Here is a 23,254-nt window from a genome sequence, read left to right on the forward strand (position 1 = left end):
ATTCAGCAGCCCATTGCCATCAGTGATCACCGCCCCTCGGCAAACTCCCGCAACACCGCCCCATCCATCCGATACCGCACCCACTCTTCCTGCGGCTGAGCACCCAACGACTTGTAGAACTCGATTGCCGGTTTGTTCCAGTCCAGCACGCTCCACTCAAATCGACCGCAATCATTGGCGCAGGCGATTTTCGCCAGATGGCGCAGCAAGGTTTTACCGGCGCCGCCACCACGCTGTTCGGGGGTGATGTAGAGGTCTTCGAGGTACAGGCAGTTGCTGCCGAGCCACGTGGAATAGCTGAAGAAAAACACGGCAAAGCCGATTGGCGAGCCATCGCGCAGGCAGATCAGCCCGTGGGCGGTGGCGCCTTCGCTGAACAGGCTGCGCTCGATGTCGGCGACGCTGGCGATGACTTCGTGGCGGGCACGTTCGTAGTCGGCCAGTTCGGTGATGAACCCGAGGATTTGCGGTGCATCGCTCGGGGTCGCCGGGCGGATCTCGATCGTCATGGACGTGCCTTCGTCAAAAGTTGAAAACGCCATACTAAGTCGGCGAGCGACGCTCGTCACACTGGAAATTCAAAGCTGATCCATGGAGCATGTGTAGCTGCTACAGGGCTATGTCGCTGCAAAAGACGTTTTCACTTAACAGGATGTTTATGAACACTGATGCTTTCGCACCACTGCAACTCCTCGCTGCGCAACTGCTGCCCCACGCGCTGGAACCCTCAGAGGACGGCGCCCATGATCTGTCGCACTTGCAGCGGGTCTGGCACAACGTGCGTACGCTTCATGCTGAAGAAGGTGGCGATCTTGAGGTGCTGCTCGCAGCGGTGCTTTTGCACGATTGCGTGGCGGTAGAGAAGAACTCGCCGCTGCGTTCTCAGGCCTCGCGGCTGGCCGCCGAGAAGGCATCGAAATTGTTGGCGGACATGGCCTGGCCAGACGTAAAAGTCAGCGCGGTTGCCCATGCCATCGAAGCACACAGTTTTTCCGCCAACATCGCGCCAACCACGCTCGAAGCGAAAATCATGCAGGACGCCGACCGCCTCGACTCCCTTGGCATGCTCGGCGTGGCGCGAACCTTTTACATCGCCGGACGTATGGGCAGCGCGTTGTACGACCCAGAGGATCCCGAGGCGAAGGACCGGGAGTACGATGACAAACGTTTTTGCCTCGACCATTTCCAGACCAAACTGCTGCACCTGGCGGATGGATTCCAGACGACCACCGGCCAGCGTCTGGCGCAGACTCGCCACGAACGGTTGAAGGGGTTCATGGAGTTGTTCAAGGAAGAAATTGGCGCCTGCTGAAGGCTTTACTCCGGCCAGCGCTAACCCTGAAATCGATAACCTCAGACCTAACATCGACGCCGTGCGTGATAGATAGATGAAGCTCTCTTCTATCGGGTCAAGGAACCGCGTCATGCCTAGCGCAACCCCCCAAGTCTCAAGCAGGTTGTTCGGCCTGTTTTGCCTGGCCAGCTACTTGCTGTCGCTGTCCTATGGCTCGACCTTTTTGCTGTCGTTGTTGATCGGTTCCCGCGGCGGCAACGAGCACGATGCCGGCAGTGTGATTTCGGCGGCGATGCTCAGCACCTTTGCCGCCGTTATTGTTTCCGGGCACTTGTCCGACCTGCTCGGTGCTGCCCGCTCGATTGCGCTGTTCGGCATTCTGCTGGTGGCCGCCAGCCTGGGCTTCGCCCTGGCGCCAGGCTTTGGCAATCTGCTGTTGTTTTTCGGGCTCTTGCTGGGGCTGGGTTGGGGCGTGTTCTATACCCTCGGGCCGATCATTGTGGCGAGTCTGGTAACGCCTGCCCAACGCGCGAAATACTTTGCGCTGCTGTCGGGCAGCATGATGACCGGGATCGGCAGCGGTCCCTTGTTAGGCCGCGCTGCCAGTGCCCTCGGGTATCCGATCACCGCGGCGTTTTACCTCGCGGCGCTGGCCAGCCTGATCGGTGTGTTGCTGTTCTGGCGGTTGGATTCGCAACTGAAAAAAGCGCCTGCCCACTCGGCAGCGGTGTCACGAATTTCCTGGCGTGCAGCGGCGCAAGTGCTGTCGTCCAGAGCGGTGTTCCCGATCATCATGGTCGGTCTCGGCGGCTGCGTTTTCGGCGGTCTGTCGAGTTTTCAAACCAGCTACGCGGCGGCGCGTTCACTCGACTATTCACTGTTCTTCCTAGGCTTCATGAGCGCAGCGATCAGCAGCCGAATGCTGATCGCCGGTTTCGTGGTCAAGCGCGACCCGTTCTGGGCGTCCTGCCTGCTGTCGGGCTTGATGATGGGCTCGATCCTGATGTTCGGTTTCGTCGTCGACGACGGGTTCAGCTACGTGCTGGCGGCGGTGATGCTCGGGGTCGGTTACGGGCTGACCTATTCGGTGATCAATGGCCTGGCGGCCAACGAGGCGCCGAACGGCACCACCGCGCAATCCTTGCTGCTGTTCAGCCTGTCCTACTTTATCGGCGTGTTTGGTTTTCCGTTGCTGGCCGGGAAAATCATCGTGGAACAGGGGATGGCGACGCTGTTGCTCACGGTGTTGGCGGTTGCTGTATTGAATTGGCTGATCAGCGTCGGCCGGCTGGTCTGGCGTCGAGCCGTTACCAGCAAAGCGTTGCAGCAGGCCTAGACCGTTCGTCGTTCATCAGGCACCAATCCAAATCGGGGGCGGACCAATATCAGATAAGGACTCTAATTAAATGGACCTATCCACATCCATGAAGAGGTAACCATGAACGCCGATAAAAACCTTGAGAAAGAAGTCCTGACCCGTCTGCTGCATGCCCATCCAAGCGGCTTGGGCAAAGAGGTCCTGGACAATTACCGGGGGGAGAGAGACGTGGCCAGCACCCTCGCCACGCTGCAGGATCGTGGATTGATCCAGCATGGTCATGTGATCTGCAACGAGGCCGGTGAGCACTCGTTGAACTTGCCGATCAAACTCAGTGCCGCAGGGGTGGAGGCGGCGCGCAAGCTGGACGTTTAATAACGGATGTAGGAGCTGGCGAAGCCTGCGATCTTTTGATCTTCAAGCATTCAAAGCAAAAGATCGCAGCCTGCGGCAGCTCCTACGAGCAGCAGGAGAAATCCCATGCCTCGTGGAAGCAAAGACAAATACACCGCCGAGCAGAAACGCAAGGCCGAGCACATCGAAGAGAGCTACGAGCACAAGGGTGTCTCGAAAGAGGAAGCTGAGGCCCGGGCCTGGGCGACCGTCAACAAGCAGTCGGGTGGCGGTGAACGCAAAGGTGGGGCCGGACGCAAGAAACCCGCGAGTGCCAAGTCGCAGGATCGCCAGGAATCAGCTCGTCGTGCGGTGGCCAGCCGTGAAGGTCATTCGCGAAACAGCGAGGCTTCGCGCGAAACCCAGACCGTCGACAGCTTGATGAAAGAAGCCCGGGCGAAGAAGATTCCGGGACGGTCGGGCATGCGCAAGCAGGAGTTGATCGAGGCGTTGCGCAAGGCCGGGTAAGGCCCTTTTATTTGTTGAGTTTGAAGGCCCCTTCGCGAGCAAGCCCGCTCCCACACTTGATCGAGTTATCTGAATAAACGCGATCAAATGTGGGAGCGGGCTTGCTCGCGAAGACGGCCGATCAGGCGTCGAAAGTCTTACGAATTAACGCGTCAACCTCAGCAGTCCCCGGCGAAGTCGCCGGCCCCCATCTAGTCACCGCCAACGCCGCAGCCGCATTAGCCCGCCGCGCCGCGTCAACCGGGACCAACCCTTGCGCCAACCCGGCTACAAACACCCCGGCATGCGCGTCCCCCGCGCCGTTGCTGTCCACCGCCTCAACCTTGAAACCCGGCACATGCTGGCGGTTTCCACGCAGGCTGATCCAGCACCCTTGCGGGCCGTCACGAACCACCATCAACACGTCGGCCGGCAGATGATCGGCCAACCGGTTCAACGCCTCGGCAATGTCCGGCGCACCGGTAAATTTCAACGCCTCGACACTGTTGCTGGTCCACAGATCGATGCGCGTCAGCAAGGCTTGCATCAACGGCTCATCCGGCGAATCCACCAGCGGGCCCGGATCGAACACCACGTTGATCCCTCTTGGCAAATCCAGCACCCAATTCACCAGCGCCTGTGCTTTGCCTCCATGCAGCAGGCTGTAGCCGCTGACGTAGACATAGTCTCCCGCCTCGGCCGGCACGCTGGCCAAATCCTCAGCCGTCAGCTCACCTTCGGCACCGATATAGGAAATGAAACTGCGCTCGGCCGAGGCTTCGGTTAACGCGACGCACAATCCCGTATCCCGTTCGGCGCGGTGAGTGATGCCGATCCGAATGCCTTCAGCCTTCATCGCCTCACGGGCAAGATCACCGAAACGCCCGGTGCCGTGGCGCCCGAGGTAAACCACCGGCAAACCATTGCGCTGGGCGGCAGCCATCACATTGAAGCCGCCGCCAGCCTCGAAACTGGCGGATTGCGCCAGCACGTCGCCGCCCGAATGCGGCAGTTTATCCACGGCCATGACCAGATCGATCATGACCTGGCCGGTGTGCAGCAATCTAGGCATGAGCGTTCTCGGTCAACGCGGCGCGGCGATCCTTGGCGCCACCCAGTACAAAATAAATGCCGCCGGCCACCAGGAACGTCACGATCCAGCCGAGGCCGTTATGGCCCAGCCAGGAGTCGGACAGGAAACCGCGGAACCAGACGGTTTGTTCGGTCGTGCCGATGGTGGTGAAACTGAAGCCCAGCACGATCGCCAGCGCCCACGCACCAAAAGCGCGCCACTCGAAACCGCCGCTGTACCAGTAAGCGCTGCTCGGGCTGACGTCCAGCAGGTCTTTGGGGCTGTAGTAATGACGATGAATCAGGTCGACGACGAAGATCCCGACCCACGCGGTGATCGGCACGGCCAGCAGCGAAATGAAGGTAATGAACGGGCCGTAGAAACTGTCGGCGATCAGCATGAAATAGATCGAACCGGCGAAGATCGCGACGATGTCCACCACCACCGCGTAGACGCGTTTGACCTTCAAACCGAGGGTCAGCGTGGTCAAACCGGCGGAGTACACCGACAGGTTGTTCGACAGCAGCAACCCGCCGAACGCGGTGATCAGGTACGGCACGGCCATCCAGGTCGGCAGCATGTCGCGGATCGCGATGATCGGGTCGGTGGCTGAGGCCAGGTCATTGTTGCCCACTGACAGCAGGCCGCCGAGGGTGATCAGCAGCACCAACGGAATCCCCGCACCAAACGCCGCCGACGCCACCAGGCGTGCGGCTTTGACGCTGCGGTGCTGGTAACGCGACATGTCCGCACCGGCGTTGGCCCAACCGATCCCGGTGCCGGCAGCCATGGTGCCGACGCCGATAATCATTGCGCTCAGCGGTGCAGGCGTGGCGTTGAACACTGCGCTCCAGTCGATGGTGGCGCAGAGGAAACCGCCGACCAGAATGTTCAGCGCGCCGAACACGTAGGTTGCCCACTTCTGGATGACCAGCAAGGTGGCGTGACCGAGACCCGACACCGACAGGGTCAGCAGTACGAAAATCGCAATGAAGATCAACGTCAGCACGGGTGCGCTTTTGGCTTCCACCGGCGAGCCGAACAGGATCGAGCACAGCGACAACAACACGAATGCGGCGGTGGTGGTGTTGACGGTTTCCCAGCCCAGACGCGACATCAGCGAGACCAGGGTCGGCCCGATGTTGCCGCGTACGCCGAAGATCGCTCGCGACAACGTCAGACTCGGTGCGCGACCACGGCGACCGGCAATGGAGATAATCCCGACCACCGCGAAGGAACCGGCGGCCCCCAGGATCGCGACGATGATCGCCTGCCAGATCGCCAAGCCGCGAAAGGCTACAAGGGTCGCACCCAGCGGCAAGCCGAGGATGGAGATGTTGGCGGCAAACCAGACCCAGAACAGCTGCAGCGGATGACCGTTGCACTCCGCTTCCGGCACGGGCTCGATGCCTCGGGTTTCCAGTTGCCCGGCGCTTTGCCCGGCGTTCGATGAACTCATGAAAAATGCTCCTGTTGCCATTGTTGTGGTTGTCGGCAATTTAGATATCGGAAGGCCTGGGGAACCCCTGTAGGAGCTGCCGAAGGCTGCGATCTTTTGATCTTGATTTTCAGCGGCTAAAAGGCCACCAAGATCAAAAGATCGCAGCATTCGGCAGCTCCTACACAGGGGTAATGCGTACCTCAGCGGAGGGTGAGGAGTCCTTTCACAAGGGGTTCCAGATCCAGATCGTTAACGGTTTTGACCTGTTCGATCATCGCCGCCGGCCAACTCTCAAGGCCGAGACAGGCCCCGAGCATGGCGCCGAGAATCGCCGCGATGGTGTCAGTGTCGCCGCCAAGGCTCGCGGCCATGCATAGCGCTTCGAACGCGTTCATTTCACCAATGGCCACTTGCTGGGCCAGGGCAAACGAGACCACCACCGATTCCTGCGAAGCCACCGAAGTGCCGATCACGTCGTACATCAAATCCGCCAGCAATGCCTTGTCGCTGTCGACACTGATGGTCCGCGCCCAGCTGATGCGCGAGGCGATGCGTCCGCCAGCCACCCAGTAACCGTGGCTTTCAGCTTGTTGAGCGATTTGCTGGCCGAGGTTCAACGCCTCGCCCAGGTCCATGCCGTTGATACCGGCCGAGACCACCGCCGCCACCGCCGCCGCGCTGGAAATGCCCAGCGTGGTGTTGTGGGTGACCTGGCAAGCCTGCACGACAGCGTTGATGAATCGCTCAGGGTTGGCGACATCCGCCGCAATCCCGACCGGAGTGATGCGCATCGCCGCGCCATTAGTGGTGCCGTAGCGCCCCGCTTCTTCCGGCGAGTGGCCAGCGAGGATCATCTCGATGGCACGTTTGGTCGAAGGGCCGAGCAAGTCTTGCGAGCCCTTGGCCTGCATTGCGGCTTCCCATTCGATCAACCGCTGGGCTAGTAGTGACGGTTCGATCCGGCCCTCGCCTTCAACCAGCAATTGGCCGACCAGAATCGCCTGTTCGGTGTCATCGGTGATCGAGCCTTTGAGCATGTTGGCGGCGATCGGTTGATCGGGGCCTGCGTCTTCCAGGTCAGTGATCTCGCCGAAGCGCACCTTGATCTCGGCACGGCTCAGGGATTGAGTCGGCATGCCCAGCGCATCGCCCAGGGCCAGTCCGTAGAACGCGCCCAATGCATGATTGAGCGCGGTCATTTTGTCTCTCCAAATTGCAGGTGCAGGCGAAAATGCACCGGGTCGAGCAAGCTTTCGACCTGCTCCATGAATCGGTTTTGCCGGTCGTAGGTGGTGCGCAAGGCCTTGAGGAACACCGTGCCTTCCGGACGGCCGAGCAATTCGGCGTCTTCGGCGTTCAACGGTTCGGCGCCGATCCATTGATCGCCGCGCTCGCCGATATAGCCGTAAGCGGCCAGGGTGATGGTCAGGGAGTTGTCGATAAGGCCGACCCGCGGCAGGCTTTCCAGGCCTCCGGTGGCGGGCATCAATGAGCGCTCAAGGGAGACCAGCTTGCCTTCGTTGGAACGGCGGCGACGGTCAAGGGTGATGAATTGGTCGGTGCCGAAACGCGGCAACAGGTCAGGACGGGTGACCGCCTCCAGCCGCAGCACTTCGGTATTGATCAGCGCCCCGCTGTCGGCCAGGGCCTGGGCCCAGCCGCTGCGCTGATCGAGCACCACACCGTCGAAGGTAACGATGGAGCCCACCCCGCTTTGCGTCGCGATGTAATTGCGCCGTTTCAACTCAGCCAGGGCTTCGCGCAGCGTGCCGCGGCTGACTTTGAATTCTTGAGCCAATTGATGCTCGCCCGGCAGCAGAAAGCCGTCCTCCATGAGGCCGTTTTCGATGCGTCGGATGAGTTCGTCGACCACCCGTTGTTTCTTGTCAAATCGTACCTGTCTAATCATGTACAACGTGATAACCGAAACGGGTTGGGGCGAGCAAGGAATATTTAGGGGAAGTGACGGAGGGATGTTCGAAAGTGACCGCTGCGCGGTCTAGTGTGGGAGCGGGCTTGCTCCGGGCGGCGTTCCGACGAAAGCGGCGTGTCATTCAGCAATTATGTTGACTGACACGCCGCCTTCGCGAGCAAGCCCGCTCCCACATTGAATCGCCTGCACCTACAGACTTTGTGCAGGACCAGGTTAGTCAGCGTTGTTTGAGGCGGTCGATCACGACGGCCAACAGCAAGATCGAACCCCGAATCACATACTGGTAAAACGTATCGATATTCTTCAAATTCATCGCATTCTCGATGATCGCCAGAATCAGCACCCCGGCAATCACATGCCGAATCATCCCGATACCGCCGCTCAACGACACCCCGCCCAACACACACGCCGAGATCACCGTCAGCTCAAAACCCTGGCCAATCATCGGCTGTCCAGACGTCATGCGCGAAGCCAGGATCACCCCGGCCAACGCCCCGATCACCCCGTGCACGGCGAAGATAATGATCTTGGTCCGATCAACGTTCACCCCGGCCAGCAACGCCGCTTCCTGGTTACCACCAATGGCCATGGTGTTGCGCCCGTAGGTGGTGTAATTCAGCAACCAGCCGAAAAACAGGAAGCAAACGATGGTGATCAGAATCGGCACCGGCACCCCCAACAACTGGCCATTGCCGAAGACGAAGAACTGCTCTTGCGACACGCCCACCGCTTTGCCGTTGGCGAAGATGTAAGCCAGGCCGCGAACGATCTGCATGGTCGCCAGCGTGGTAATCAACGCATTGACCCGCAGCTTGGCGATCACAATGCCGTTGATCAACCCGACGATCAGCCCCATGAACAGCGCGGCCACCACACCGAGAAACACGCTGTCGGTGTCGCGCATTACCACCGCTGCGACCACGCCGGCGCAGGCAATCACCGACCCCACCGATAAATCGAAGTGCCCGGACGCCAGGCAATACAACATGGTGCAAGCGGCAATCCCCGTCGTGGAAATCGCCAGGCCCAGGCCGCGCATGTTCAGCGGCGAGAGAAAGTTGTCGATCAGCAAGGTGCAGAGCACGAAGATCCCGACGGCCGCCAGCAGCATCACCCAGTCATCGAGAAAGCGCCGCAGGTCCAGTGGTTTGCGCTGGGTGGGCAAAGCGTTGTTTTGGATTGTCATAGTCACCTCTCAGTTCGCCACGCCGTCAGCGCGTTGGCGCGGCAAAGCCAGTTGCAGCAGGTTGGATTCATTGGCCTCTGCGCGAGACAACTCGCCGCGCATCGCGCCTTCGCAGAGCACCAGGATGCGGTCGGAAATACCCATCACTTCCATCAGGTCGCTGGAGACCACGATCACCGCGATACCGCTGGCGGCCAGGTTGTGAATGATCTGGTAGATCTCGGCTTTGGCGCCGATGTCGATGCCGCGAGTCGGTTCGTCGAGCAGCAGGACCTTCATCGGCATCGACAGCCAGCGACCGAGAATGGCCTTCTGCTGATTGCCGCCGGACAGGTACATGATTTTCTGCGCGGCGTTGGGGGTCTTCACTTTCAGCGCCTTGATCTGCTTGTCGGCGTTGTCCTTCTCCCACAAGCCACGCAACAGGCAGCCGAAGGTGGAATGGGCGCCGCGGGCGCTGATGTTGATGTTCTCGGCGACGCTGGCTAGCGGCAGGATGCCCTCTTTCTTGCGGTCCTCGGGGCACAGCAGAATCCCGGCGGCAATCGCATCGCGGGGTGAACGCAACTTCAGTTCATGACCGCGCAATTCCAGGCGTCCGGCAGTATTGCGCTCAAGGCCACTGAGCATGCGGAACAGCTCCGTGCGACCGGCGCCGACCAAGCCGAACAGCCCGAGAATCTCGCCTTTGTGCACCTCGAAACTCACCGGTTCACGCAATCCCGGCCCCAGCAAACCGTCGACCTTGAGCGCCACAGCACCACGCTGACGATGGCGGTAATCGTAGATGTCCTGAATGTCGCGACCGACCATACAGGTCACCAACTGATCGTGAGTCAGCTCGCTCATGTCCTCGAACGTACGCACAAAGCGACCGTCCTTGAACACCGTCACCGCGTTGCAGATGCGGAACACTTCTTCCATGCGGTGGGAGACGTAAAGCACCACTTTGCCTTCGTCGCGCAGGCGACCGATGATCGCCATCAAACGATCAATCTCCCGCGCCGACAGGCTGCTGGTCGGTTCGTCAAACGCGATCACATGCGCGCCACGGGACAAGGCCTTGGCGATTTCCACCAGTTGCCGCTGACCGAGGGACAGGCGCCCTACTTTCTCTTGCGGATCGATTTCATCGGCCAGGCCTTTGAGGCAGGCCAATGCCTGTTGCCGCAACGCGCCGCGATTGATCAGGCCGAAACTGGCCGGCAGATGCCCGAGGAACAGGTTCTCTGCCACGGTCATTTCCGGGACCAGGTGCAGCTCTTGATGGATCACTGCGACGCCACTGCCGATGCTGTCGGCGGTGGACTTGAAGACCATCGCCTGCTCGCCGATCTGCAGGTCGCCGCTGCTCGGGGTGTAAGCCCCGCCGAGGATTTTCAGCAGGGTCGATTTGCCGGCGCCGTTCTCGCCCATCAAGGCGTGAACCTTCCCCGGATGGGCGACGAAGCTGATGCCATCCAGCGCCTTCACCCCGGGAAAGGTCTTGCCGATCCCGTTGAAGCGCAAGCTGCCGCCGGCATTGTGTTGTTGTGTTTTTGATTGCGCGTGCATAACCCACCTCTTCACACAGATCAGGCAGCCCCGTCGCCAGGGCCATCGATGAAATCAACCGGCCCTCAGTTCCAGAGGCCGATCTTTTCCAGTTCCTGCTTGAAGTTCTCGCGAGTGATCAGCGTCACGTCGTCCATCGCGGTGTATTTCGGTGGTTCTTTGCCGGTGGTGACCCACTCGTACATCATGCTCGCGGTGTTGTAGCCCTCGATGTGCGGGCTCGGCAGCATCGAGCCGAAGAAGCCGCTGTTGGCCTTCTTCAATTCGCCGATGGCGTCGGTACCATTGATGCCGATGCCGATCACGTTGGCCGCGGCAAAACCGGCGCTCTCGGTGGCGCGCACGCCGCCCAGCACAGTGTTGTCGTTCATGCCGCCGATGATCAGGTTTTTCGCCGCGCTCGGCAGTTTCACCAGCGCCGAGTTGGTGGCGTCCATGCTGCCGGGTACGTCGAGGGTTTTCAGCGCCGAGAACAGAATGTGGTCTTTCGGCATACCGGCGTCTTCCAGCGCTTTGACCGAACCGTCGGTGCGTTTCTTGCCGGTGTCGAGTTCGTTGAAGGTGTTGATCACCGCGTAGGTGTCTTTCCAGTCCCAGCCACGTTTTTTCGCTTCGGTGGCCATGGCGCTGCCCTGCTTCTGGCCGACTTCGAACGCTGCCATACCGAGGTAAGGAACATGTTCCATGAACTTGCCGCTGGCATCGACGAAGCGGTCATCGACTGCGATGACTTTCAAACCATTGAGCTTGGCTTTGGCCATGATCGCCGGGCCCAGGGATACGTCTGGCGGGCAGATCACAAAGCCCTTGGCACCGTTGGCGGCGAGGCTGTCAATGGCCGAGAGGGTTTTCTCGCCGTCGGGCACGGCGATCTTGATGACGGTGAAGCCCTTCTCTTTCCCGGCCTTTTCGGCAAATGCCCATTCGGTCTGGAACCAGGGCTCTTCCGCCTGCTTGACCAGAAAACCGATCTTCACTTCCTCGGCCGCCAGCAACGTACTGCTCAGGCTGACCGCGGTGACCGCCAAAGCGGCACAGCACAGGGAACGGATCCCACGACGACGATTCATAAGCTGACTCCTTGTTATTTTTTTTGAGCGTTATTTGAAAGCCAATCAAACTGTGCAGCTAATAGTCATATCGTATGATGATTGGATTTCAGACGTAGTTCCGCGCCGGAAACCCGATTGACTCAGTCGTGGTACATGACCGAGCGACCGCCATCGATGGTGATGCACGAGGCATTGATGAACGGCGCTTCATCGCTGGCCAGGAAAACAGCGGTCATGGCCACTTCGATCGGCTGACCGATACGACGTGGTGGATGCAGATCGAAAGCGCGCTGACGTTCGGCATGCGGGTCGGCAAAACCGTTCCAGTAATCGACGTTCAGCTGGGTTTCGATGTAACCCGGCGCGATGGCGTTGACGCGAATGCCCTTCGGCGCGTATTCGATGCCCAGGGCGCGGGTCAGGCCGAGCAGGCCATGTTTGGCCACCGGGTACGGGAAGCAACCAGGAATGATGTGAGTGGAATGGGTCGAGGCGATGTTGATGATGCTGCCGATGCCCTGCTCGATCATCTGCGGCAATACCGCCTTGCAGCCATACCAGGCGCCGTCGAGGTCGATGGCGAAGCAGCGACGCCAGTCTTCCTCGGTCATTTCCAGCGGATCGCGGAACACATTGACCCCGGCACAATTGACCAGCACATCGATGCGACCGTGCAACTCGATCGCCAGTCTGGCCATGGCGTGCAGGTCCTGCTGCCTGGACACATCGGTCTTGATCGCCTGAACATCAAAGCCTTTGTCCCGCCAGTGCGCCGCGACCTTTTCGACTTTCTCACCCTGAATATCGCTGATGATCAGCTTGGCCTGCTGGGAAGCGAAGGTCGCGACAATCGCCTCGCCGATACCCTGAGCAGCACCGGTCAGCAGCACGACCTTGTTTTTCAGGCGCTCACCCTTCGGCGGTTCGGGCACTGGTGGCAAGGAAAGAGGTTCAGCCATGGATCAAGACTCCTTTTCGAGCGCACGACAAAAACCGGGCATCTGTCGATGTCCGGTCAAAAGGCTTTTTGGAAAATCGCTGCATCACTTCACCTGTTTTGTTTTTTTAAGTGTGAGTGCGTGTAACTGATGGAGCCGACTATAAACCCGACTGCCAAATAATCTCAATATATAATTTTACATCCCATATATTGGGATTTATCCGGCAAACCGATTACAGGTTTTTCCGGGCACATCGACTCGAATCGACAGCAACGCGCCGTCCAACGGATGGTTGAGCGGGCTCGCGGCGCTGGTGATGTAAAGGGTTTTGAGGTCATCACCCCCGAATACGCAACTGGTGGGGCGGCTGATTGGCAGCTCGATCACGCGATCAACCTGCCCGTCCGGGGTCAGCCTGAGCAGACAGCTGCCGTCCCAACGGGCATTCCATATGTAACCTTCGGCATCCATCGCCGAGCCATCCGGCACACCGCGTTCATGGGGCCCAAACCAGATGTGGGCCGGGTCGAGGCTGCCGTCGGTGCGGATGAAATACTGATAGAGCGTACGGTCGAGGCTGTCGGCGAAATACACGGTGGTCGCGTCGTCGCTCCACAGCAACGTGTTAGGGGTGCCCAACCCGCGAAGCAACGGCGTGACCCGAGCATCGCGGTCGATGCGAAACAGGCCACCGGAACGCCGCACAATGGGCACGTCTTCGCCCTGCTCGCCGATGTTGTTCTGCATCGTGCCGAGCCAGAGCCGGCCCTGAGCATCGCAGCGGGCTTCATTGGCGCGATTGCCGGGTTGTGGATCAGCGACGCAGAGCAAGGTCAATCGTGGTTCCAGGCCGGGGGAATCCAGATCGAGTCGATACACGCCGCTGTTCAACGTCACCAGCGCATCACCGCTTTCGCAGGGGATGAAGGCGGACACATGCTCGGGCATCTGCCAGATCTGCACGTTGGCACCAATCAGCCGCAGCGCCTGTTGACCGGCGATATCAACCCAGTACAGCGCCTGGGTCGGCGCGTCCCAAAACGGGCTTTCGCCCAGTCGTGCCCGGTGTTCGGTAACCGCAGTCCACTCCATGAAACCTCCTTCCTTATTGCTTTTATGTGGGAGCGGGCTTGCTCGCGAAGGCGGTGTGTCTGTGACATCAATGTTGGATGTGCCGACGCCTTCGCGAGCAAGTCGAATCGTCGCACCGCCGCTCCCACAGGGACTTTGTGTTGTCAGCTGGCTTTCTTGTCGGCCATGACTTGCGGGTAGAAGCGCTTGATAGCCAGGTCGGCGTTATCGATCAGGGTCATGCAGGCCCAGACACCCCGCGCGGCATCCCGGGCGGCGATGGCCTCGGCCATGTCTTTGTGAATCGGTAGTGTGCGGCGCAATTCGTCCGGGTCGGCGGCGGACACTTCGAAAGACACCGCCAGCAGCGCGCCGAGGGCCGGGACCATTTGTTCGATGAATTGATTGTGGCTGGCAGCGAGGATGCACTCGTGGAAGAACTGGTCGGCGCGGTTGTAATCGATGCCGCTGTCCACTGCCCGCTCCAATGCGTTGTAAGCCTGAAGGATGGCGTGAACCTGTTCGACGGTAGCGCGCTCACAAGCCCAGCGCACGGCCATGGGTTCGATGGTGCGGCGCAGGTCGAGCAAGTCGTCGACGAAGTTTTCCGGCAAGCCGCTGCGTGATAGCCAGCCTACGACTTGCGGATCGAAGAGGTTCCAGCGACGCACCGGCAACACCCGCGTGCCGACCTTCGGCCCGACTTCGAGCATGCCCTTGGCGACCAGGGTTTTGATGGCTTCGCGGATAACGGTGCGACTGACACCGAGTTGCTCGCCCAGGTCGGCTTCGACCTTGAGCGTCTCACCCGGCTTGACCTGCCCCGTGGCGATCCAGCAACCCAGCCAATCGACCGTCGACGCATGAAAACTGCTGGACATGGACACCTCGATTCAGGGACGGCACAAAGCCGTTCGCGATGGGTGCCCACGCTAATCATCATACGATTGAGTGTCAATTTAATTTTTTCTGCCTGACGGCGTTCAGGCGAGCGATTTGAACGAACCCGCTTTGTGACCTACGGTTAGCCGCGACAGATCAAGCGCAACTAAAGTCCGCTATCGACAGGTATAAGCATGAACATGGATGCGTCTACGCAATACCCGATTGTTTTGGTCCACGGCCTTTTTGGCTTCGATAAAATTGCCGGTTATCCCTACTTCTTCGAGATCAAGGAAGCTCTGGAACACGCTGGGGCCAAGGTGTTTACCGTTAACATTCCAGCCGTGAACGGAAACGAGGAGCGCGGTAAAAAACTGCTCGAACACGTCAACCGTATTTTGCAGGAAACGGGAGCTGCCAAGGTCAACCTGATCGGCCACAGCCAAGGTCCATTGGCTGCACGCTACGTAGCGGCGCTACACCCGGAAAAGGTCGCATCAGTCACTTCTGTCAGCTGCCCTAATCATGGCTCCGAGATTGCCGACCAATTGCATAAGGCGCTGACGCCTGGTGAGTTGCCCGAAGTGCTCGTACTCGCCCTGTTCAAAGCAGTCGGTACCTTCATTTCGTTGATCAGCGACCATCCGGAAAACCCTCAGGACCCTCAAGCGGCTTTCGAATCGTTGACCAGCGCAGGTTTGGCAGCCTTCAACAAGAAGTACCCGCAAGGGCTACCGCAACATTGGGGTGGGGAAGGCAACGAAGTTGAAAACGGCGTGCACTACTACTCCTGGAGCGGGATCCTGCAAAACTTTCAAAGTCTGCAACCTCTCGATCCGTCCCACTTGAACTGTATTGTGCTGTCGAAGTTATTTTATAAAGAGAAACACGCCAACGATGGGCTCGTCGGACAGTACAGCTCGCACCTGGGCAAAGTCATTCGTTCGGATTACCCGATGGACCATTTCGACGCAGTCAATCAAATGGCCGGGATCACGAGTTGGAACGTCAGCCCGGTCCACCTCTATCTTGAACATGCTGCTCGGCTTAAGGACAAAGGTTTGTAGGCAAAAAAATGGCCCGCTTGAATAGCGGGCCATTTTCCAGAACACAGCAACTTGGCGAGTTACGGCTCAAGCCCGATGGGAAAGAACCCGCCAGCGCTCCACACGCCTAACCAGCGCTGCCCGTCGATCTCGCGGGTGACGGCCAGCTCCACCAGTTGGTAGAACACGTTGCGGTGGATCAGGGCTTCGAGGTTGGTGCGCACATGCACGTAGGGCGCCGGCTCCTGCGTGACCGGGTCGATCACCACGCGCATGGGGTGTTCGGTGCCGGCCTCGGCGGTCTCGTCAACATTGGTGGTAAAGCGCAAGACCTGGGTTTCACCCTCGCCTTCGACCTCCACGGCAATCGCCACGAAGGGCGCGTCGTCGACCTTGATGCCAACCTTTTCGACCGGGGTGATGAGGAAGTAATCGTCACCATCGCGACGAATGATGGTGGAGAACAGCTTGACCATCGGCTTGCGCCCGATCGGCGTGCCCAAGTAATACCAGGTGCCATCACGGGCGATACGCATGTCGATGTCGCCGCAGAAGTCGGGGTTCCAAAGGTGGACCGGCGGCAAGCCTTTGGTTTTGGGGATTTGCCCCAACAGATCGTTGGCTTTTTGCGGGCCACTCATGGCGTTCTCCTTTTGAATTACTGGTCGCTGAGCCCCAGCAGGCTGCGCGCGTATTGTTCCAGCGGCGGGCCCATCAGGTCTTCTGGCTTTTTGTCGTGGAACGTCAGTAAACCGCCACGACTCTTGATGCGTGCAGTATCAATCAAATACTGGGTGCTGGTCTCGATCAACATGATCTGAATCACGCCGCCGTCGATACCGAGGCGATCCAAGGCTTCCTGATCAAGCCATTCGTCCGAGTTGCCGATGCGGTCGTCAGACTTGGCGAACCGGGTATAGAGCAGGTAATGGGCACCGGCGGCACGGGCTTCACCCATGGCTTGATCAAGACCTTCCGGCGCACGGGCGCGGCGGACCATAGGGAAGTATTCGATAAAGCCATCGAAGGCGACTTCGGCGATCACGTTAGGCCGCGGGTAGACAGCACTGTCTGGCGGCACAAAGGCGCCCTGGGCGATATAGACGAATGAGTCCGGTTGAATGCGCAGGTTATTCACACGGTGGCTGTCGCTATGGTCGAGCAACCCCGCGTCGCTCATGTGGTAGCGAGTCCCTTCAGCCAGATCGCTGACATTCATGCAGCCACCAAGCGCCAAAACGGCCAGCAGCAAAACCAGGCTACGCATCCTACCCTCCAGAGGCCGGTGACGGAAAACCGGCGAATGGCCATTGGATGCAGCTTCCGCGCCAGCTCGGGATCAGCAGCGTCTCACCGATCGCATCGCGAGCAAGCTCGCTCCCACAGGGTTGGCACAGGACCTGTGGGAGCGAGCTTGCTCGCGATGAGGTTCGATCAGCCGCCAATAATCTTCATGATGGTCGCACCACCTGAAAATGCTACTTCCTGCTTATCGCCCAAGGCTTTCACCAAGAGTCGCTGCAAGGCCGGCAATGCCTGATGACGCGGCTTGTCCAGCAGGTCGCCGACATAGTGGCGGTTGCTCGACGACAGGCAGCCATGCAGCCAGCCCGTGGACGATAGGCGCAGCCGCGAACAGGTGCGGCAGAAAGGAACGCTTTCGTTGGCGATAACACCAAAGTAGCCCTGCCCCGGAATTTCGTAACGCACGGCAGTGGCGTCTACCGGCGCATCGGCCTGAAGGTATTCGTAGCGCTCGCCGATCAGGCTGAGCAACTGCTGCAGGCTGACAAACTGTTGCAGGAAAGCATTGGAGTCGTTGGCCAGGTGGCCCATGCGCATCAGCTCGATGAAGCGAAGCTCATAGCCGCGCTCCAGACAGTAATCGAGTAGCGGCATTACTTGATCGAGGTTCTGCCCACGCAGCGGCACCATATTGACCTTGATCTTCAGGCCGGCGGCGCTGGCCTGATCCATACCGTCGAGCACAGTCGCCAGATCGCCGCCACGGGCAATGCTGCGAAAGGCGCTGGCATCCAGGGTATCGAGGGAAACGTTGATGCGACGAATGCCAGCATCCACCAGTAGTGGCAGTTTCTTCGCCAGCAACTGACCGTTGGTGGTCAGGCTGATGTCCGCCAGGCCCATCTGCCCGACGGCGGTCATGAAGGTTTCGAGTTTGGGGCTGACCAGCGGCTCGCCGCCGGTGATGCGCAAACGCTCAATGCCCGCCGCTTCGATCAGATAGGCCACGCCACGCGCCATGGCCTCGGCCGACAATTCATCCTGCGCAGCGACCAACCGCTTGCCGTTGGGCACGCAGTAGGTACAAGCGTAATTGCAGGCTGAAGTCAGACTGATTCGCAAATTGCGAAAACGCCTGCCTTGACGGTCAACGATCATGGACTACTCCGGCGGAAGAATATTCGGACCGCTAAAACTTGACTCACAAATCAAGTTTTAGCAAGTCCTATGCCTGAGTATATTCCTGCGGTACTGCGCCAAGTAGCGAAATAATGGCGCAATAAGGCAACTGAATGGTTCAGCTGCTCGGGGTGTCGCTATCGCGCTTGCGCTTGTTGCCCATGCGTACGCCGATGTCCATCAGGAACTGGAAGAAACCTTCCTGATCTTCCAGCACATTGCTCCAGAACGGCGAGTGATACAGCGCCACGGCGCCGTGCACCAGCGCCCAGGAGGCGCAGTAATGGAAGTAAGGCGGCACATCTTCGAGCTTGCCTTCGCTGATCCGGCCCTTGATCAGCAGGGTCAGGCGTTCGAAGTTCGAGGCGCGAATCTTGTGCAACTCCTCGACCATCTCCGGGACCTGATTGCCCTTGACCACCTTCTCTTCCAGGCGATCGAACAACCGATAGCGTTGAGGGTCGCGCATGCGGAATTCGAAGTAGGCCCGGGACAGGGCTTCCTTGTCCTTGTCGACATCGGCCGAATGCAACAGCTCGTTCAAATCGCGCTCGTAATCGAGCATCAGGCGCAGATAGATCTCGGCCTTGGATTTGAAGTGCTTGTAGATCGTGCCTTTGCCGATACCGACGGCATCAGCAATCATCTCGACGGTGACACTGTCTTCACCTTGATCGAGGAACAGCTTGAGCGCGGTATCGAGAATTTCTTGCTCGCGGCGACGAAACTCACGGACCTTACGAGGTTCTTTATGCATAAGAAAAGGTCTGTAGGGGTCAAAATTCGAAGCCGCGTATTATGCCTAACTTGCGCAAAAATGCACGGATCATCCGACCATATATGTGTTTCTTGATGAATTCCGGCAGCCTCGCAAATTAATGAGAACTCAACCGAAGCGCCCGTATTCCAAATTTGTTTAAAAACCGGCGCCGGTAAACTGGACTCGACGCAATACTGATCAATACTTCAACTGTCGGCGGGACATCTCCCCCAAGTGTTGCGCCGATATAGGTACCAACGGACCGCGTGCCTTTGTTTTACTCCTAATGGTCTTAACCCGGATTCCCCCCCCAGAACCCGGGTTTTTTTTGCCTGCGATTTAACCTTTCACATGCGCCAGCGGAAACAGTCGCTTGAAATTCTCGGTGGTTTGCTCGGCAAACCGCTCGTAGGGCTCACCTCGCAACATTGCCAGAAATTCCGCTACGTCGCGCACGTACTGCGGCAGGTTCGGCTTGCCGCGATGAGGGATCGGCGCCAGGTAAGGCGAGTCGGTTTCCACCAGCAATCGGTCAGCCGGCACTTTACTGGCCACGTCACGCAGAGCGTCGGCATTGCGGAAAGTGACAATCCCGGACAAGGAAATGTAATACCCCATGTCCAGCGCCGCTTTGGCCATGTCCCAGTCTTCGGTGAAGCAATGCAGCACGCCAGCCTGGGGCAGCGCCGCTTCACGCAGGAGGTTCAACGTATCGGTGCGGGCACCACGGGTGTGGATGATCACCGGTTTGCCCGTCTGCTGTGCCGCTCGCAGATGCAGGCGAAACGACTCCTGTTGCAACTCCGCTGCTTCCGGCTCGTAGTAATAATCCAGACCGGTTTCACCGATCGCGACCACACGCGGGTGGTTGAGCTCGCGCAACAGCCAATCCAGTGCTGGCGCGGCGCCCGGTTGCACGTCCAGCGGATGCACGCCAACCGAACAGTCGACGTCGTCGTAACGTTCGGCCAGGGCTTTGACGTCGGCGGCATTCTCGACGCTGACGCCGATACACAGAAAGTGCCCTACCCCGCGCAGACGGGCCGCATCCAGTGCAGCATCCAGGGAGCCGTCGTGGGCGGCGAGGTCGAGGCGATCAAGGTGACAATGGGAATCTACGAGCATAAAAGGCTGCAACTTACATCGTATGAGTGGGACGGTCGGACTTCAGGGCTCCGGCCAGATGAGTTTCGATTCGACTGCGCGCGGTATTGTCGCCATCGTCGAATTGTACGCCGACCCCGGCAGCCCGGTTGCCCTGCGCACCTTTGGGGGTGATCCAGGTGACCTTGCCGGCGACCGGAATCTTCTCCGGCTCGTCCATCAGGTTCAACAGCATGAATACCTCATCGCCCAACTTGTAACTCTTGTTGGTCGGGATAAACAGGCCACCGTTCTTGATGAACGGCATGTAGGCCGCGTAAAGCACGGACTTGTCCTTGATCGTCAGGGACAAAATGCCGTTGCGCGGCCCCGGATTGACGAGTTCATTCATGCTGACCTCCGTTGCTGATGCTCGGAGTCTAGGCTTAGTCGGTCACTTCTGGGTAGGCAAACCCACCCATTGCACCAACAGCGCCTCCAGCAACAACACCCGATTGAGGTTGGCTTTGCTCATCACTTTCTGGCGCTGGGCGAGGATCCAGTCCTGAATATTCAGGACTTTGTCCTGGCCGGCTTTCTGCGCCAGGTACTGAATCACCTTGCGCATGTCCGTCAGTCCCAGGCCTTCTTCGTCCTGAGTCAGCTGATAGCGCAGGATCAGGCTCGACCAGTCGCAGAACCAGTCGAACAACAGCAACAGCGGAATCGCATTCCAGCCTTCGGCCAGTTGCGTCGGTGACTGTTGCTGCTTGAGCAACTTCTTCACGCCATCGACCACCAGCGCCCGCTGCTCGCGCACACCCTGGGCCTGCAAGTTGACGGCGGCCAGTGGCGAACCGGCGGCCAGGGTCAGCAACTCGATACGCTCTTCTTCCGCGCAGTCCGGCAAAGCCTTCGCCAGCCACGCAAGACTCATGGCTTCGCTCGGTAGTGGACAGGCCTGCTGCACGCAGCGGCTCTTGATCGTCGGCAACAGACGACTGGTCTGGTGGCTGACCAACAGTAAAACTGTATCGCCGGAAGGTTCTTCAAGGCTTTTGAGCAAGGCGTTGGCGGCGTTGATGTTCATCGACTCGGCCGGTTCGACCAGCACCACTTTGCGGCCGCCCATCTGCGCGGTCTGAACCACGAAGCTGACCAGATCACGAACCTGATCGACCTTGATCGCCTTATCGGCTTCTTCCGGCTCCAGAATGTAGTTGTCAGGGTGACTGCCGGCCTTGAGCAACAGACAGGATTTGCATTCGCCGCAAGCATCGTGGGCGGCGCTCGGACGCTGGCACAGCAAACTGGCCATCAAGCGCTCGGCCAGCGCGCGCTTGCCGATCCCGGCCGGGCCATGGAGCAGATAGGCGTGAGCATGTTGCTTGCGACCGGCCAAATGCTGCCAGAGACTGTCCTGCCACGGATAGGCTTCAGCCACGGGTCAACTCCAGCAGACGCGGCAACAAGGCATCCAGTGCCTGCTGAACCTGCGCCAACGGCTGGGCGGCATCGACCAGGACATAACGCGCAGGATCCGCTTCAGCACGCTTGAGGAAAGCACTGCGCACCGCATCAAAAAAGGTTCGGCCTTCGAGTTCGAAGCGATCCAGACGACCACGAGCGCTGGCGCGGGCCAGGCCCACTTCCACCGGCAGATCGAAAATCAACGTCAGGTCCGGGCGCAGATCGCCCTGGACGAAGGCTTCCAGGGTCGCGATGCGCTCCAGCGACAGGCCGCGACCGCCACCCTGATAGGCGTAGGTCGAATCGGTAAAGCGATCACACAGGACCACCGCACCGCGGGCCAGCGCCGGGCGAATCACCTCGGCCAGATGCTGGGCTCGCGCGGCGAATACCAACAGCAACTCGGTGTCGGGGTTCATGACTTCGTCAACCGGCGCCAGCAGCACTTCGCGGATCCGCTCGGCCAACGGCGTGCCGCCTGGTTCGCGAGTCAGCACGACCTCGATACCCGCGGCGCGCAGACGCTCGGCCAGGTATTCGCGATTGGTGCTCTTGCCGGCCCCTTCCGGGCCTTCCAGGGTAATAAACAAGCCAGTCACAGGCAGTCCTTAGTCAGAATCATTGCGGGCTTTGCGGCGCGGTTGCATCCGGTTCGGGCGCGGGTGCAGCTGCGGGTTCTTGAGCGGGTTCTTGCGCCGGCTCCGGTGATGGCGACTGGTCAGGCGCTTGCAGCTCTGTTGGCGCCGCCTGAGCAGGTTCTTGTGGCGGCACTTGCGGCAAAGCCTCGGGGACTGTGTCGGGCGAAGCAGCCGGAATCGGTGCCTGCTCATCCGTCGCCTCTGGCGCCGTAGCCGGCGCCGGGCTGGAGCGGTAGTCGGCACGGCGCTTGATCTGGAACTCACGCACAGCGTTATTGTGCGCGTCCAGATCATCGGAGAACACGTGGCTGCCATCACCACGAGCAACGAAATAGAGGCTATTGCCAGCCACCGGATTCAGCGCTGCATGAATCGCTTCGCGGCCGACCATGGCGATCGGGGTCGGCGGCAGTCCCGAAATCATGTAGGTGTTGTACGGCGTCGCCTCCTTGAGATGGGCGCGAGTCAATTTGCCGTTGTAACGATCACCGAGGCCGTAGATCACGGTCGGATCAGTCTGCAACAACATGCCTATTTCCATGCGCCGTACAAACACGCCAGCGATTTGCCCGCGCTCCTGCGGCACGCCGGTTTCCTTCTCCACCAGCGAGGCCATGATCAGCGCCTGATAGGGCTCGGTGTACGGCACGTCAGCGGCGCGCTGGCTCCACTCCTTGGCAAGGACTTCGTCGAGGCGGTCGTAGGCTTTTTTCAGCAGCTCGACATCGGTCATGCCGCGCACGAAGCGATAGGTGTCAGGGAAGAATCGCCCTTCCGGAAAAATCCCGGTGTGGCCGAGTTTGTCCATCACCTCGCTATCACTCAAACCGTCGAGGGTCTTTTCAAGTTTTTCATCCTTGGCCAAAGCAGCGCGGACCTGATGGAAATTCCAGCCTTCGACCAGGGTCAGGCTGTACTGAACCATTTCCCCGCGTTTCCACAGGTCAATCAGTCCTTCGACAGTCATGCCGGGCTGCATGCGGTATTCGCCCTTGTGTAACGGTTGTTTGGCGAGATTGAAGCGCCAATACACCCGCAGCCAGAAAGCATCCTTGATGACGCCATCGGCTTCGAGTCGATAGAAGGTGCGGGTCGGTGTCGTGCCTTTTGGCACTTCCAGCAGCTCTTCCTGAGTGATGTTCAGCGGCTGTTCCAGCGCCGAATGGATTTTCCAGGCGGAAGCGCCCAGACACAGCCCTGCCAGAACCAATCCGGTTTCCAGCAGCAGCAAGAATTTACGTCTCACGTA

At 59.5% G+C, this 23,254-nt stretch carries 25 protein-coding genes; 5 read left to right on the forward strand and 20 right to left on the reverse strand.

What is annotated here, in order from left to right:
* Window positions 1–26: 26 nt before the first annotated feature.
* A complete protein-coding gene (locus CUN63_RS04265) occupies window positions 27–509 on the reverse strand; it encodes a GNAT family N-acetyltransferase (protein ID WP_129437409.1) in 483 nt (160 codons plus the stop codon).
* Window positions 510–658: 149 nt separating this feature from the next.
* Between CUN63_RS04265 and CUN63_RS04270 the strand changes: the two genes are divergently transcribed.
* The 4 genes from CUN63_RS04270 to CUN63_RS04285 all read left to right on the forward strand — a co-directional run bounded on the left by CUN63_RS04270 (window position 659) and on the right by CUN63_RS04285 (window position 3,473).
* Entirely contained in the window at window positions 659–1,312 is a 654-nt protein-coding gene (locus CUN63_RS04270) for an HD domain-containing protein (protein ID WP_129437411.1), read from the forward strand.
* Window positions 1,313–1,424: 112 nt separating this feature from the next.
* Window positions 1,425–2,630: an MFS transporter gene (locus CUN63_RS04275; protein ID WP_129437413.1), complete on the forward strand. Its 1,206-nt coding sequence runs from the start codon at window positions 1,425–1,427 to the stop codon at window positions 2,628–2,630.
* Window positions 2,631–2,732: 102 nt separating this feature from the next.
* Window positions 2,733–2,987, forward strand: a complete 255-nt coding sequence (locus CUN63_RS04280) for a hypothetical protein (protein WP_129437414.1) — start codon at window positions 2,733–2,735, stop codon at window positions 2,985–2,987.
* A gap of 105 nt (window positions 2,988–3,092) precedes the next feature.
* Window positions 3,093–3,473 (forward strand): Rho termination factor N-terminal domain-containing protein, encoded by a 381-nt coding sequence (locus tag CUN63_RS04285; RefSeq protein ID WP_129437416.1) that lies wholly within the window; start codon window positions 3,093–3,095, stop codon window positions 3,471–3,473.
* Between the two features lie 121 nt (window positions 3,474–3,594).
* Here the strand turns inward: CUN63_RS04285 and CUN63_RS04290 are convergent, their stop codons facing one another.
* The 10 genes from CUN63_RS04290 to CUN63_RS04335 all read right to left on the reverse strand — a co-directional run bounded on the left by CUN63_RS04290 (window position 3,595) and on the right by CUN63_RS04335 (window position 14,583).
* Entirely contained in the window at window positions 3,595–4,524 is a 930-nt protein-coding gene (locus CUN63_RS04290) for a PfkB family carbohydrate kinase (protein WP_129437418.1), read from the reverse strand.
* Complete coding sequence (locus CUN63_RS04295) at window positions 4,517–5,983, reverse strand: cytosine permease (protein ID WP_129437419.1); 1,467 nt, start codon at window positions 5,981–5,983, stop codon at window positions 4,517–4,519. The genes CUN63_RS04290 and CUN63_RS04295 overlap by 8 nt, the downstream gene beginning before the upstream one ends.
* A gap of 182 nt (window positions 5,984–6,165) precedes the next feature.
* Entirely contained in the window at window positions 6,166–7,164 is a 999-nt protein-coding gene (locus tag CUN63_RS04300) for an ADP-ribosylglycohydrolase family protein (protein ID WP_129437421.1), read from the reverse strand.
* Entirely contained in the window at window positions 7,161–7,874 is a 714-nt protein-coding gene (locus CUN63_RS04305; protein ID WP_129437423.1) for a GntR family transcriptional regulator, read from the reverse strand. The genes CUN63_RS04300 and CUN63_RS04305 overlap by 4 nt, the downstream gene beginning before the upstream one ends.
* 241 nt (window positions 7,875–8,115) lie before the next feature.
* Window positions 8,116–9,084 (reverse strand): L-arabinose ABC transporter permease AraH, encoded by a 969-nt coding sequence (gene araH, locus CUN63_RS04310; protein WP_111451791.1) that lies wholly within the window; start codon window positions 9,082–9,084, stop codon window positions 8,116–8,118.
* A 9-nt stretch (window positions 9,085–9,093) separates the two neighbouring features.
* A complete protein-coding gene (gene araG, locus CUN63_RS04315; protein ID WP_129437425.1) occupies window positions 9,094–10,638 on the reverse strand; it encodes an L-arabinose ABC transporter ATP-binding protein AraG in 1,545 nt (514 codons plus the stop codon).
* A gap of 65 nt (window positions 10,639–10,703) precedes the next feature.
* Entirely contained in the window at window positions 10,704–11,708 is a 1,005-nt protein-coding gene (locus tag CUN63_RS04320) for a substrate-binding domain-containing protein (RefSeq protein WP_129437427.1), read from the reverse strand.
* 122 nt (window positions 11,709–11,830) lie between these two features.
* On the reverse strand, window positions 11,831–12,649 hold the full coding sequence (locus CUN63_RS04325) for an SDR family oxidoreductase (protein ID WP_129437429.1): 819 nt from the start codon (window positions 12,647–12,649) through the stop codon (window positions 11,831–11,833).
* A gap of 198 nt (window positions 12,650–12,847) precedes the next feature.
* The gene (locus CUN63_RS04330) at window positions 12,848–13,723 is read right to left on the reverse strand and encodes an SMP-30/gluconolactonase/LRE family protein (protein ID WP_129437431.1); all 876 of its coding nucleotides are present in this window, start codon (window positions 13,721–13,723) and stop codon (window positions 12,848–12,850) included.
* 143 nt (window positions 13,724–13,866) lie between these two features.
* Complete coding sequence (locus tag CUN63_RS04335; protein ID WP_008152308.1) at window positions 13,867–14,583, reverse strand: FadR/GntR family transcriptional regulator; 717 nt, start codon at window positions 14,581–14,583, stop codon at window positions 13,867–13,869.
* 195 nt (window positions 14,584–14,778) lie between these two features.
* Between CUN63_RS04335 and CUN63_RS04340 the strand changes: the two genes are divergently transcribed.
* Window positions 14,779–15,651 carry a triacylglycerol lipase gene (locus CUN63_RS04340; protein WP_129437433.1) on the forward strand — a complete coding sequence of 291 codons (873 nt, stop codon included), beginning with the start codon at window positions 14,779–14,781 and terminating at the stop codon, window positions 15,649–15,651.
* Between the two features lie 59 nt (window positions 15,652–15,710).
* On the opposite strand, the gene CUN63_RS04345 is transcribed toward CUN63_RS04340, so the two are convergent.
* The 9 genes from CUN63_RS04345 to mltG form a co-directional block, all read right to left on the reverse strand.
* Window positions 15,711–16,271, reverse strand: a complete 561-nt coding sequence (locus CUN63_RS04345) for a DUF1285 domain-containing protein (RefSeq protein ID WP_129437434.1) — start codon at window positions 16,269–16,271, stop codon at window positions 15,711–15,713.
* A 17-nt stretch (window positions 16,272–16,288) separates the two neighbouring features.
* Entirely contained in the window at window positions 16,289–16,897 is a 609-nt protein-coding gene (locus CUN63_RS04350; RefSeq protein ID WP_129437436.1) for a DUF4823 domain-containing protein, read from the reverse strand.
* A gap of 167 nt (window positions 16,898–17,064) precedes the next feature.
* The gene (locus CUN63_RS04355; RefSeq protein WP_129437438.1) at window positions 17,065–18,033 is read right to left on the reverse strand and encodes a GTP 3',8-cyclase MoaA; all 969 of its coding nucleotides are present in this window, start codon (window positions 18,031–18,033) and stop codon (window positions 17,065–17,067) included.
* Window positions 18,034–18,172: 139 nt separating this feature from the next.
* Window positions 18,173–18,811 carry a TetR/AcrR family transcriptional regulator gene (locus CUN63_RS04360; protein WP_007945721.1) on the reverse strand — a complete coding sequence of 213 codons (639 nt, stop codon included), beginning with the start codon at window positions 18,809–18,811 and terminating at the stop codon, window positions 18,173–18,175.
* Window positions 18,812–19,153: 342 nt separating this feature from the next.
* Window positions 19,154–19,939: a TatD family hydrolase gene (locus CUN63_RS04365; protein ID WP_129437440.1), complete on the reverse strand. Its 786-nt coding sequence runs from the start codon at window positions 19,937–19,939 to the stop codon at window positions 19,154–19,156.
* Between the two features lie 13 nt (window positions 19,940–19,952).
* Window positions 19,953–20,309 carry a PilZ domain-containing protein gene (locus CUN63_RS04370; protein ID WP_129437442.1) on the reverse strand — a complete coding sequence of 119 codons (357 nt, stop codon included), beginning with the start codon at window positions 20,307–20,309 and terminating at the stop codon, window positions 19,953–19,955.
* Between the two features lie 42 nt (window positions 20,310–20,351).
* On the reverse strand, window positions 20,352–21,341 hold the full coding sequence (locus tag CUN63_RS04375) for a DNA polymerase III subunit delta' (protein ID WP_129437444.1): 990 nt from the start codon (window positions 21,339–21,341) through the stop codon (window positions 20,352–20,354).
* On the reverse strand, window positions 21,334–21,966 hold the full coding sequence (gene tmk, locus CUN63_RS04380) for a dTMP kinase (RefSeq protein ID WP_046049079.1): 633 nt from the start codon (window positions 21,964–21,966) through the stop codon (window positions 21,334–21,336). Before tmk ends, CUN63_RS04375 begins: the two co-directional genes overlap by 8 nt.
* 19 nt (window positions 21,967–21,985) lie before the next feature.
* Window positions 21,986–23,251 carry an endolytic transglycosylase MltG gene (mltG, locus tag CUN63_RS04385; RefSeq protein WP_129437446.1) on the reverse strand — a complete coding sequence of 422 codons (1,266 nt, stop codon included), beginning with the start codon at window positions 23,249–23,251 and terminating at the stop codon, window positions 21,986–21,988.
* Window positions 23,252–23,254 lie beyond the last annotated feature (3 nt).

The sequence above is a fragment of the Pseudomonas sp. ACM7 genome (genome assembly GCF_004136015.1).
GTDB lineage: Bacteria > Pseudomonadota > Gammaproteobacteria > Pseudomonadales > Pseudomonadaceae > Aquipseudomonas > Aquipseudomonas frigoris.

Bases quoted from the DNA above. Each gene is read 5' to 3' on its own strand.
- CUN63_RS04265 (WP_129437409.1), bottom strand. From the start codon at position 509: ATGACGATCGAGATCCGCCCGGCGACCCCGAGCGATGCACCGCAAATC.
- CUN63_RS04270 (WP_129437411.1), top strand. From the start codon at position 659: ATGAACACTGATGCTTTCGCACCACTGCAACTCCTCGCTGCGCAACTG.
- CUN63_RS04275 (WP_129437413.1), top strand. From the start codon at position 1,425: ATGCCTAGCGCAACCCCCCAAGTCTCAAGCAGGTTGTTCGGCCTGTTT.
- CUN63_RS04280 (WP_129437414.1), top strand. From the start codon at position 2,733: ATGAACGCCGATAAAAACCTTGAGAAAGAAGTCCTGACCCGTCTGCTG.
- CUN63_RS04285 (WP_129437416.1), top strand. From the start codon at position 3,093: ATGCCTCGTGGAAGCAAAGACAAATACACCGCCGAGCAGAAACGCAAG.
- CUN63_RS04290 (WP_129437418.1), bottom strand. From the start codon at position 4,524: ATGCCTAGATTGCTGCACACCGGCCAGGTCATGATCGATCTGGTCATG.
- CUN63_RS04295 (WP_129437419.1), bottom strand. From the start codon at position 5,983: ATGAGTTCATCGAACGCCGGGCAAAGCGCCGGGCAACTGGAAACCCGA.
- CUN63_RS04300 (WP_129437421.1), bottom strand. From the start codon at position 7,164: ATGACCGCGCTCAATCATGCATTGGGCGCGTTCTACGGACTGGCCCTG.
- CUN63_RS04305 (WP_129437423.1), bottom strand. From the start codon at position 7,874: ATGATTAGACAGGTACGATTTGACAAGAAACAACGGGTGGTCGACGAA.
- araH (WP_111451791.1), bottom strand. From the start codon at position 9,084: ATGACAATCCAAAACAACGCTTTGCCCACCCAGCGCAAACCACTGGAC.
- araG (WP_129437425.1), bottom strand. From the start codon at position 10,638: ATGCACGCGCAATCAAAAACACAACAACACAATGCCGGCGGCAGCTTG.
- CUN63_RS04320 (WP_129437427.1), bottom strand. From the start codon at position 11,708: ATGAATCGTCGTCGTGGGATCCGTTCCCTGTGCTGTGCCGCTTTGGCG.
- CUN63_RS04325 (WP_129437429.1), bottom strand. From the start codon at position 12,649: ATGGCTGAACCTCTTTCCTTGCCACCAGTGCCCGAACCGCCGAAGGGT.
- CUN63_RS04330 (WP_129437431.1), bottom strand. From the start codon at position 13,723: ATGGAGTGGACTGCGGTTACCGAACACCGGGCACGACTGGGCGAAAGC.
- CUN63_RS04335 (WP_008152308.1), bottom strand. From the start codon at position 14,583: ATGTCCAGCAGTTTTCATGCGTCGACGGTCGATTGGCTGGGTTGCTGG.
- CUN63_RS04340 (WP_129437433.1), top strand. From the start codon at position 14,779: ATGAACATGGATGCGTCTACGCAATACCCGATTGTTTTGGTCCACGGC.
- CUN63_RS04345 (WP_129437434.1), bottom strand. From the start codon at position 16,271: ATGAGTGGCCCGCAAAAAGCCAACGATCTGTTGGGGCAAATCCCCAAA.
- CUN63_RS04350 (WP_129437436.1), bottom strand. From the start codon at position 16,897: ATGCGTAGCCTGGTTTTGCTGCTGGCCGTTTTGGCGCTTGGTGGCTGC.
- CUN63_RS04355 (WP_129437438.1), bottom strand. From the start codon at position 18,033: ATGATCGTTGACCGTCAAGGCAGGCGTTTTCGCAATTTGCGAATCAGT.
- CUN63_RS04360 (WP_007945721.1), bottom strand. From the start codon at position 18,811: ATGCATAAAGAACCTCGTAAGGTCCGTGAGTTTCGTCGCCGCGAGCAA.
- CUN63_RS04365 (WP_129437440.1), bottom strand. From the start codon at position 19,939: ATGCTCGTAGATTCCCATTGTCACCTTGATCGCCTCGACCTCGCCGCC.
- CUN63_RS04370 (WP_129437442.1), bottom strand. From the start codon at position 20,309: ATGAATGAACTCGTCAATCCGGGGCCGCGCAACGGCATTTTGTCCCTG.